The sequence below is a fragment of the Mariniflexile sp. genome (genome assembly GCF_041583155.1).
Classification (GTDB): domain Bacteria; phylum Bacteroidota; class Bacteroidia; order Flavobacteriales; family Flavobacteriaceae; genus Mariniflexile.
In genome coordinates, this window is record NZ_JBFHGK010000045.1 from 1 (window position 1) to 11,719 (window position 11,719).

6 protein-coding genes are annotated in these 11,719 nt (G+C 33.6%); all 6 read right to left on the reverse strand.

Annotated elements, in window-relative coordinates:
* A partial coding sequence (locus ABYI63_RS14165; RefSeq protein WP_372757182.1) for a sugar MFS transporter occupies nucleotides 1–630 on the reverse strand: 630 nt, incomplete at its 3' end.
* Nucleotides 631–642: 12 nt separating this feature from the next.
* Nucleotides 643–1,545, reverse strand: a complete 903-nt coding sequence (locus tag ABYI63_RS14170; protein WP_372757184.1) for an ROK family protein — start codon at nucleotides 1,543–1,545, stop codon at nucleotides 643–645.
* Between the two features lie 221 nt (nucleotides 1,546–1,766).
* Entirely contained in the window at nucleotides 1,767–5,768 is a 4,002-nt protein-coding gene (locus tag ABYI63_RS14175; protein WP_372757185.1) for a two-component regulator propeller domain-containing protein, read from the reverse strand.
* Between the two features lie 59 nt (nucleotides 5,769–5,827).
* Nucleotides 5,828–7,666, reverse strand: coding sequence for a metallophosphoesterase (locus ABYI63_RS14180; protein ID WP_372757186.1), 1,839 nt, complete (start codon nucleotides 7,664–7,666; stop codon nucleotides 5,828–5,830).
* Nucleotides 7,667–7,679: 13 nt separating this feature from the next.
* Nucleotides 7,680–10,652, reverse strand: coding sequence for a glycosyl hydrolase 115 family protein (locus ABYI63_RS14185; protein WP_372757187.1), 2,973 nt, complete (start codon nucleotides 10,650–10,652; stop codon nucleotides 7,680–7,682).
* A 4-nt stretch (nucleotides 10,653–10,656) separates the two neighbouring features.
* Entirely contained in the window at nucleotides 10,657–11,718 is a 1,062-nt protein-coding gene (locus ABYI63_RS14190; RefSeq protein WP_372757189.1) for a phosphatidylinositol-specific phospholipase C1-like protein, read from the reverse strand.
* Nucleotide 11,719 lies beyond the last annotated feature (1 nt).

The window sequence follows — 11,719 nt, forward strand, 5'->3', positions numbered from 1 at the left end:
TAGAGAAGCCGGTTTTTCGTCTTCGTGCTTTACTTCGGTTACTTTTAATGTACTTGTCCAGCCAAAAGTGATTAAAATCAATACAGCATAAATTGGGAATAACAAGGTCCAGTCCATTCCTGCCATGGCTGCAAAAGGAGGCAATAAAAACCCTAAAGATGACCCTATTGCTTTAATAGATTGCCCTAACGATAAATTACTTGAAAAACGGCCAGGAGCCGATACATCTCTCATTATTGGATTTCCTGAAACTTGCAAGACGGTAGCCCCTGCCCCTAACAATAAGATGGAACCTAAAATAATATAAAACTTAGATTGTAAATCTGCCGATGCCACAGCCACTTTTGGTCCGTACATTCCAGAAAGAATGGGCAATATTAAGCCTATAAAGGCAATTGCTAAACCAATTAATAATACTTTCTTTTTTCCGATTCTGTCTTGGTATAATCCCATGGGAATGGATAAGATACCAAACATTAAAAACCCACTAAAAGGTAATAATGTTGCTAAAAAATTAGTTAACTCGAAGGTGTCTTTTGCTAGACTTACCATGGGTCCTACAACATCTCCAAAACCCATACATAGAAAGGCTAAAAATATTGGTAACGTTTTTACTTTTTTGTTGCTCATAACTGATTTGTTCTATTTGAATAATGTTGCTGCACCTAACATAGCTGCACTTTCTTTTAATACTGATACTTTAAAGGGTGTTTCTAAGCCATTAGATTTTAATTCTGAATATAGACTTGGTTTAAATAATTCGAAAGCTTCAGCGATGTTTCCTCCCATGACTACGACGTCGGCATTAAAGTTTTTTAAATGCACTGCTAAACAGGTTGCTAAATTGCGCCCGAATTCATTAAACAAAGACATGGCTTCTTTATTGCCTTCTTTGGCTAATTCTGCAATACGTTTTACGCCTGTAACTTCTTCTTTTGAAACTTCATTAAAACTATTTACAAACCATCTTGTAGAAAAGTAATCATCTGCAATGCCATCTTTAAATGGTTTATCCCACAAATAGCCATTTTCTGGAACGGTGTGTCCTTCTTCTATAGCATGTCCTTCACTAATAAATGAAGAACCAAAACCAGTGCCTAAAGTTATTGCAACCATTTGCTTACTTCCTTTACCGCTTCCATACCAAAAACAGCCTAAAGAAAATGCTGTTGCATCATTTACAAATCGGATTTGCTCTTGAGGCAATGACAGACTTTTAGACAATGCGTCTTTTACATTAACGTCTTTTAAATCGACAAATTTTTGGTTTGAATTATCGTATAAACCTATTCCTTTTTCATAATCAAAAGGTCCAGGAATAGCCAGACCCACACCCACGAATTCTGAATTTTCAGGCAAGTGCTTTTTACAATCTGATATGGCTTTTGTCCAAGCATTTATTATAACTTCTTTTGGCTCTGCATTGGATACTTTTATACTTACTAGAGAATTGTTTAATAGTTCGCCACTATCTACTTCTATAATGGCACAACTTATATGGCTTCCGCCTATATCGGAACCTATACTAAATCTTTTATTTTTCATTAATAATTTTGGTTAGTTGGTAATCTATTTTTTCAATTCAAATTTAATACTAAATTTAGTTTTATGTCTATTTTTCATAACAATTACCAAATATAAATTAAGACGACAACACTCGTGCTCTATGACTAATTTATTGAGATGTGATTATAGTCTAATGACAAATATAGATTGGATAACGTTTTAGAGTATATATTAATCATCCAAAAATATGGACGAAATTATTACTTGATTAATTTACTAGGGGAATAGCCGAACTGCTTTTTAAAACATTTACTAAAATATAAGGGATCGTTAAACCCTACTAAATTGGTTACTTCAGACACGTTGTATTTTTTTGATTTTAGGAGTTGAGCCGATTTTTTTAATCGGACAGTTCTAATAAATTCGTTCGGTGCTAAATCTGTTAATTCTTTTACTTTTCTGTACAATTTTGAAGAACTCATTCCTAACGCGCTACACAAAAAGCTTGTGGTTAAATCGACATTATTTAAGTTTTCTTCTATAAGATTTGATATATTTTCCATCAAATCTTTATCGATTGGGGAATGTGTTAGTAAACTAACTTCGCTTTCTATTTCGCCTGAAAATTTAGCTTTTAACTCTAATCTTGTTTTTATTATGTTAACTATCACTGTTTTTAGTAATGAAGGATCAAAAGGTTTTACAATATATCCATCGGCACCCACGTCATAGCCTTTAACTTTATCTTCATTTTCAGATAATGCAGTGAGTAATATTACTGGAATGTGACTTATAAATTCATCGTTTTTTAATTCTTTACAAAATTCCAGTCCGTTCATAACGGGCATCATAACATCTGCCACACATAGAATGGGTTTTATTTGGTGACAGATTTGAAGTCCCTCTTCACCATTCTCGGCTTCATACACTTTATAATAATCAGATAAATAATCAATAAGATATTTTCTAAGTTCTAAATTATCTTCAACAACCAATATTTTTTCCTTAATTTCTATGTTATTAGTTACTTTCTTTACTGGACTATATTCTGGTACTTCTTGTTTATTTTCGCTCGACGACACAAACTCAAAAACCTCTTTTTTAGAATATGCACTTCTATTTACAGGGATTTCTACCGTAAAAACACTCCCCTTACCTGGGGTACTCTCAACTTTTATAGTGCCTTTATGCAGCTCTACCAACGACTTGACTAATGATAAACCTATACCAGAACCCGTATTATTTTCTTTACTATTGGTTGCTTGATAAAATCTTGTAAAAATCTTTTCCTGACTTTTCAAGGGGATACCAATACCGTCATCACTCACCTCAATAACTAAGTTCTCATTCTTATCATCTTTCATCCTCACATACAATTCTACGTGCCCATATTTATTGGTAAATTTGATTGCATTAGACAATAGATTGTATAGAATTTTATCATATTTATCGCGATCAATCCAACCAAAAAACGCTTCGTCTTCAGTATTAAAATTTAACTCAATATGCTTGTTATATGCAAATTCTTTAAATGAGTCGAAGGTGTTTTTAGTGTACAGAAGAATATCTGTTTTAGATACTTTAAGTTTTAATTCACCCGTTTGGGCTTTTCTAAAATCAAGCACCTGATTTACCAGATTTAAAAGTCTGCTGGCATTTTGATGTATTAAATTATACCTGCTTTTTTGATATTCTGTACTACTCTCTTTCGCTTCTTCTATTAATTGTTTTACAGGACCTAAAATAAGGGTTAAAGGTGTTCTTAACTCATGAGAAATGTTAGTAAAAAATCTAAGTTTTTCGTTATTCAACTTAATATCGCGTTCTCTATTAACTTTTTCTGTAACTAACTCTTGTTTTAATCGAATACGGTTTTTAATTTCCTTCCTTATAAAGTAACTAATTAAAAACAAAAACAATAGAAATAATAAAAGTGCCTGATAGGTTAACCAAAAAGGTGGTGTTATTTTTATATTATAGGACACCACATTGCTCCAATTGCCATCACTATTACTCGCTTTAATTTTAAACACATAATCACCTGGAAATAAATTGGTGTATTGAACAGTTCTAGAATTACTGCTAGCAGAAATCCAGTTTTTATCGAACCCGTCTAACATATATTCAAACTTATTTAGCTTTTCATTTGCATAGGATGGTGCCGAAAATTGAATAGAAAAATTTCTGTTTTTATAATTAAGCTCTACACTTTTGGTCTCATTTAAATCTTCTACTAGTGGTACTTGGTCATTAATTTCTAGACCTGGTAGTATTTCCTTATTCTGAATTTTAAATTCCGTAATTATCGGATTTGGTGATATTTGATTTTCCTGAATCGTATAAGGCGAAAAATAAATAATTCCATTTTTACCTCCTAAATAAATATTAGAATTTCCAAAGTTATAGAATCCACTGGAGCTAAAAACATCTAATCTATTCCCACTATTTACGTGATAAATATTAAAGTCATTATGGTTTTTCTTAAGCCTTGCAATGCTATTATTGTTCATATTTAACCACAAATCGCCATTAGTATCGGTGACAATATCGGTAACCCACTTACCGGCAAGTTCGTTAGGCGATTTTATTGGTATAAAGTCGTTAATTTTTACATCAAAAAAACTTATTCCTTTTCGTGTAGCAGCCCAAAGTCGACCCGTATCATCAAAAGAAATATCACTAACATTATCATGTGGAAGTCCTTTATCGGGATTAGAGGAAGCTCTAAAAGACTCAAAAGTTTTAGACGTTAGATTGTACTTAACAACTCCGGTTTCTGTAGCAAACCATATAGAACCAGCGGCATCTTTAATTACTTCATTTATTTCGTAATTTGGTAAAAGTATCCCTTCCGAAGTCAATGACTTTTGTGTTTTAGTATTTAAAAATACGGCACCTTCACCGAAAGACCCTAGAATAAACTGCTCGCCTCCAATATATTCAAAAGCAAAAATTGGTGATTGTTTAAAGCCAACATCGATAACTTTAGAGGTGTTGTTTATATAATTATAAACCAAAACTTTTCCATTCCATAAGCCACAATAAAGGATTTTACCATCGACAGAAAAAATACTGGCAATGTCATTTTGATGATTACTCAATGGAATAAAACGATTATTGTCTGAAATAAACAATCCGTTATGTCTTGTAGCAACGATTATTTTTCCATCAAATGTTTTAGAAAACCCTCTTATTCTAGGAGCCTTATTACCAACATATGAGGAAATATCTTTATTAAGTGTGAATTGGTTTTCATACGGGTCGTATTTATCTAAACCATCTTCTGTACCAATCCAAAGAACACCAGATTTATCAAAATATAACGCAGAAACCAAATTATCGACCAAAGATGAATTGTCTGATAATATGGCATAATGGTTCTTAAAAACGCCTTGAGCAATGTCTTCTAATTGCTTACAGACTAATAAACCACCAAGTGTTCCCACCCAATATTTTCCATCGGGCGCCAATGCTACCGATAAGAAGTAGGGACCTAACTCGTCTCGAACAGCGGCTTCTTTAATATACAGATTTACAAAATTATTTGTGGCCTTATTTAATTTATAAAGACCTTCTCTTGTGCCAACAAAAATATCAGCCTTGGCGTCTTCGTATATAAAATTTATGTATGGGTTTTTATCAATTGAATAAGGAATATCTAATGAATACGCTATAATTTGGTTGATGCCTCCTTTTTGGTTTAATGATATTTTTGCTACAGAACCTGTTTCATAACTACCTATCCAAAGATTACCCTTTTTATCTTCAAAAATCTCTTTTATATAATTGAAACCTTTTATTTCTACCTTTTCAAATCGATTTTCATCTGGATAAAAAATATGAACTCCTTTTGTTTTAGTTCCTACCCAAACTCTTTTAAACTTATCAACAAATACCGAACGAATCTCTTCGTCTGGCAAACTATTAGGGATGTTTGGCTGTGGTACGTATGTTGTAAATTTATGTGTATCTGTTTTAAAAAGCGTCAAGCCTTTACGTGTTCCTATCCAAAGGCTATTTGATGCTTCATCATACTTTAAATCTGTAATATCATCATTTTGAATTTTATTATCTCCTTGCAGATTCGTGGTATACGACTTAAATTCATAACCATCAAAACGATTAAGCCCTGAAAATGTTCCTATCCATAAAAAACCATACTTATCCTGTACAATGTGCCTTATAGAATTATGAGACAGTCCATTATTATCGTTATAATGTTCAAATTTTATGTTCTGTGATTGAGCACAAAAAAATGACATAAAAACTAAAAACGCTATAAAAAAATGATGCCTCACTAAAGTTTATTTATAAATGTAAATTATGGTTTTAATCTTTCAATGGTATTTGAATTTAAATGTATTTTAAAATGATTTGATGGTTGACCATTCGTTGCCTTTTTAAAAATAGCACCCCAAAGCTTAAACAATTCATCACCAGAATTTATAAATTGCTCGCAAACTAGTTCATACTGCTTTAACCGATTTAACCCAATATCTGGTATGGCTAATTCGTCTGCACTATGTAATCTATAAAAATCATAAATTAAGTCGAAGCCTGTCCAGGACTCAAAATCACTTAAAGATAATTTTTCTGCTGCTAATTTCAGATTAATTTCTTCTTTATTTAAAGTGTGCAGCATTAACAACTCTGCACCAGACGCATTCAAAATAGTTTGAGAAAATGCTTCTGGCCAATCATCGGGTAAAAACCTTAAACGAACCAATTCCTTTAAATGCCATTGCGTAAACAATTTATAATTTTCAGCCTTTAAAATAGCTTTATCCCAAATAGAAGGCGTTGTTATGGCTTTTAAATGTGCATACTCTTGATGATACAACGGGAACAAACTATTAAAATTAGCAACCGAATCTATCACCACCGTTTCTACTTCAAATTCGGAATTGCTATTTATGGATAAAATTTTATATGCTGGCATGTAGGCTGCTAATGATGGACTTTGAATATTGAACAACGTATTACCATTTCTACTGATCCGCACCCCTGTATCGTTAATATGCATGTGCCCGCCTATATGAATTTGAATACCAGCATCCGCAAATGTTTGCGCTACATCTTCATTCGGCACACGGTGTAATTGCATTTTATCTTTACCAAATAATGCTTTCATTTCTTCTGACGCATCATCATTAAAATCTACCAAGGGATAATGACTAAAAGCAATCAAAATTTTTCCATTTTGTTTGGCTTCATCTGATACTTTTTTAACCCAATTAATCAAATGACTTTTTTGCAATAGCACCTGATTATAACCAATACTGGCACCTGAAAAATCTTTTGGATTCTCAGAAAAACCAGTTAAATCTTTATTAGGCATGTACACATTGGCATCTATAGCTAAAAGCCATAAACCGGGTGTAGGCTCAACCAAATAACTGACATCTGGATGAAAATTATGGGCATCAACGGCATAAACTCTTTGGTTTATAGCTGATTCGTTCAATGCTTTTTTAAAAGTATAATTCTTATAGCTATAGGTTGAAAAAGGCGTTTCCCAATACAGATATTCTTTTTGCGGATAAAAACCAAACGGAGCCATTTCATTTAATATCTCTTGATACCCCCATTTTTTTATTTGTGAAGTTATAATCGGTTTTAGTTGTCCGTCAACAACTGCTTTTAAATTCTTAACAGAACTCGTTATGACTTGTTCTTTTCCGCCTTCACCTAAAAAATCGGTTTTACCTGCTTCTTGAGTAAACGGTTTTACCGGGTCGTGATTACCTGTAGTTGCAAAAAATAATATGCCGTGTTTTACAGTGTATGCATCCAATATTTTTCGTAAGCCTTTAACGTGAACTGGTTGTCCGTCATCGCTAAAATCGCCCGGTAAGGCCACAAATTTTATGCCTTTGGAAACAATATCATCTAAGGCCGCTAAAAAAGCAAAATAATTCTCATTGAATAGTCTCGTGGATGTTAATTGCGCCTGCATGGTTCTTATATTAACATAATCACCTGTTTCTGGATTTTTAATTCCTTTGTAATCGGTATCTTCAAACTCCGCATAAACATCTTGAAAATGAGCGTCGGCAATAAAAGCAATCTGTACATTTTTTAACTCTGGCTTTAGTTTTTTAGCACACGAAACCAACGTAAAAAGAAGCAAAAGTAATATGACCGCTTTTTGAAATCTCATAATTTGTTAATCGCTATTCTTTTGAAGTTTGTTTTGGGAAGCTATAACTTTGTTTCCAACCACCCAAATCTATTAACACTTGGTCTAACATGACTCCGGGGTCTACCATCCAAATTCTCAAGGTATGCTTCCCTGCTTTATTGACTATTTGCTTAACAGATTGCACTGCGGCATTTTTAAGTACATTTTGTTTCCACGCATCACTACGTTCAAAGGTTTGAAAATCTACAATTACAGGTTGGGCATCATCGATGGCAACAGCACAACGTACCCCTACGCCTGCATGTGGCGCATGAGTTGGTACTGCCTGCAAGTTTACAACAACTTCGCCAAAATTAAAGGTATAAAAATCATATTCTAACACAGGACTCTTAACTTTAATTTCATCTGATTTTAAAATTGGAGTAGCATTTCGTGGTAATGCAGTAATTACCTTATTAGTATAACCCATGCCTTCAAAGATCTCCCAATGTGCCCCTTGCCCATCTTTTTTACTTGTAAAATTTTCCGCATTGATAGATACAAAACCTTTGTCTTCCACAAAGCCTTTGGAATTTTTTAAGGCTTCTAATTTAGGATTATAAACAGAGATACCGATTGTGGTTGTTTTACCTTCCGATATAAAATCTATGGCACTATTTACTTTATAACTTGGTGGAATTAACTGAAAATCGTGACCCAATGGTGCTTCTTTTTTATTCTCACCTTTGGGAACTTTATCCCAATCTATCGTTACCCAAATTCGTTTTTCTGCTTTACCAGAATTGGTGTTTAGTGTTCCTTTACTTTCTGATAGCCTTATCCATTCTACTTTGGGTTTTGCCTCCCAATTGACTATGCCTTCTCCATTTACAAACACATCAATAAAATAACTGCTATTGGTGTAGCTATTAAAAACTGGTAACACATCGGCGTAACTATTAATAACCTCCTGATTTACTTCCATTTGATAACCTTCTAATGCCAAGCCTAAACGTGCCTTCGCTTCTGTTTTAACATAAGCTAATGCTGGTTGTGCAAAAACAGGTAAAAATCGAGGTGCCATCGACATGATATAATTCCATTTGCCGTTATTAAGTTTCGTATTGTAATAATTGGTTTCTTTCTCAATTCTTAAATAGGATTCTTTTGAAAGCGCACCAAAATAATTAGCACTTTCACGATTCTGCTTTGCTGTAAATTTATTTTTAAAACTATATAACCACTTTTGGTTTAATTTTGAAGCACCAATAACAGGATAATATACCAGTTGATAAAAAGCATCTTTCCTGTTATCGCTTATGGACTCGTATAAACTTTCGGTCGTTTCTATGAGATTCTGATAGCTTTCAATTCTAGCCGAAACCTCATCATTATAATGAAACTGCGTTAATTCAGTTTCTCCTTCTTTCGTTACGGGTTCTACTTGACTCCATGCCATAAACTCAGGTCTTCGTACATAAGCTAATCGGTTATTTTCGAACATCAGCTCGGTGATTTCTTTGGCAGAAGCTTTTCCAAATTCTCGTGCAAACCAATCCATCATATGATTTTTCACGGAAGTGCTTTTTTCAAAATCACTCATATCCCAAGCCATATCTAAAAACAGTTCGATATTGTATTCATGTGGTTTGATATCGCCACAATTTAAAATCCAAATATCTTTAGATTGAAACTCGTAGGCTTTCGACATTTCTTCCCACATTAAAACGGGGTTTGTAGAATTCAACCATAAATAATCGTGCGGTCTTCCCCAATATGAGGTATGATAATACACCCCAGCGCCACCCGTTCTTTTTTGCTCTTCGGGATTACTTAACTGGCGGATATACCCATAGTTATCATCCGTCCAAACCAATGTAATATCTTCTGGTAATTTTAACCCACTTTGGTAATATTTTAGCACTTCTTTATAGGGTACAAAAGCCTGTGGAATAGTGTTTGGGTTCTTTTTAGTTTCTGATTTTAAAATATTACGTTGATCTGTAATAACTTGCTCCAGCAGTTTTACTTGCGAATCGGTATCATCCTCTCCCACAATCATGGGCGAGTCGTGTTCCCCACGCATTCCTGTAGTATAAATACCTTCAAATTTAGCAGTTTCTTTTACACGCTTTTTAAAGAAATTCTTTATGGTTTCAGAATTTGTATCGTATCGATATTCTCCCATGGTAGCATGTTTCCATTCCGTATTAAAATTACTCAACATAGGTTCTGCATGCGAGGTACCAACTACAATAGCATAATCATCGGCTACCAATTTATTGTATGGATACGAATAAAATGGTTTTGTACTAGAATGCATCGCGGGCCAAATGGTATTGGCGCGTAATCGCAATAACAATTCGAATACTTTCGCATAGGTTTTAGGGCCAATATCGCCAGTTTCTGGTTCAAAATTTAAGGCAGCCCAACGTTGTAAGCCCCAATCTTCATCATTCAAAAAGACGCCTCTGTATTTTACTGACGGACTTTTAGATACCTTATTTTCGATAGTAATCTTAATATTTTCGCGTTTATCTGGCCTTACATCTGCCCACCATTCCCATGGCGACACTCCTATCATTCTAGAAAGTTCTAAAAGACCGTACGCTGTTCCTCTTCTATCGCTTCCTACTACAACTAACGCTTTATCAACGCCTTTCATGGGGTTTTCTACAACCTGAATCGCGTAGCGTTCCCATTGCCCTTTAAACTGAGAAACATCCATTTTTCCTTTTGTAATAAGGGCATCAATCCAACTATTTCTACCAATAGTACCGGCAAGTATTATTTGAGAATTATTGCCTTTTTTAGCATCGACTGAAATATTTTTACTTGAAATATTAAAAACATCTTTTGCTAAAATATCGGCAGCGATTTGCACTACTTTCGCATCTTTTTTATCAATTAAAATAGAAGTCGACATGTTTTCATCTACAATTGTAAACTCCGAAACCCCTTGATTTTGAGAATTTAAAACTGCAACCTGAAAACAGATTAATAGAAGAAGTGTGTTTTTAAACATGATGCTATTTTTTTATTTTTTCATAAGTACCATCTTCAAAAATCACTTTATATTGAGATTCAAATAAAGTAGATGGCACATAATAGTCGGTTGAAATAACTTGTGCGCCCGATGCCTTTGCTTTTTCAAACTTTTCATAAGAATTTGTACGGGCTTCTTTAGTATCGGCATCCGCGCGCGTACGAACTAAATATCCTTTAGAAACCAAATCTTTTATATAATCGAAATCATTCACAGGATTATTCACTATTCGAAATGCAGCTTCGGGGTTTCCTTCTTTGCTATTCACAAATAAAACTCTGTTTTTTAAAGACGGATGCCCTTCCAAATAACTATTTATTTTATCTTCCTTTTCATCTAGAACAAACAAAAACCGGCCTTTTAACGTCTTTAAACTTGGCCATCCTTTTGTTAGAATAGCGGCTTCAAGGGTTTCAAAATCACTGCGCATTAAATCTGGTGTTATTAATTTTTTATCTGAAAAAACAGATTTAATTTCAATATCAATACTATCTAATGCCGCTTTAGTAAACGTTAAAGGCTCTCTTGTTCCTGCTACTTTTTGGTCTTTGGCATTTATCAAAATGAAAACGGGACTGTGATTTGGATTCGCTTCCGACCAATTTTTTAAGGCTTCCAAACCTTCCTTAAACAACAAATGATGGCTTCTAAAATCAATATCCTGAACATGGAACATTTTTAAACCAGGTTGTTTTAATTTTCTATCTTCATCAAATTTTAAAGGTTCGCTTCCCATTTTTTTTACAATTTCTAATCCTTTAGGGTTTGAAAAATGTCCGCCTAATGGGTCGTGAAAAACGTCTAACTCTAAATTTCGTAAACCTAAATTTAACTGCTCTACTAATGAAACATGTCCATATTGTAGTGCTTTTGCTTTCGTAGAATCTAATGACAACAAATAATTAAATAATGGTTTTTCAATTGGAATTTTATAAGAGTTATGACTTCCTATAACTTGTACATTGTTAAGACGAATATATGTATTATCACAAGCTAAAAAAGAAAATACAATTAATAAATATATGCTTGTACTAGCTTTTAACATA

What these genes read in the sequence shown, in the direction of transcription:
- ABYI63_RS14170 (WP_372757184.1), bottom strand. Translation starts at nt 1,545, where the DNA reads ATGAAAAATAAAAGATTTAGTATAGGTTCCGATATAGGCGGAAGCCAT.
- ABYI63_RS14175 (WP_372757185.1), bottom strand. Translation starts at nt 5,768, where the DNA reads ATGTCATTTTTTTGTGCTCAATCACAGAACATAAAATTTGAACATTAT.
- ABYI63_RS14180 (WP_372757186.1), bottom strand. Translation starts at nt 7,666, where the DNA reads ATGAGATTTCAAAAAGCGGTCATATTACTTTTGCTTCTTTTTACGTTG.
- ABYI63_RS14185 (WP_372757187.1), bottom strand. Translation starts at nt 10,652, where the DNA reads ATGTTTAAAAACACACTTCTTCTATTAATCTGTTTTCAGGTTGCAGTT.
- ABYI63_RS14190 (WP_372757189.1), bottom strand. Translation starts at nt 11,718, where the DNA reads ATGTTAAAAGCTAGTACAAGCATATATTTATTAATTGTATTTTCTTTT.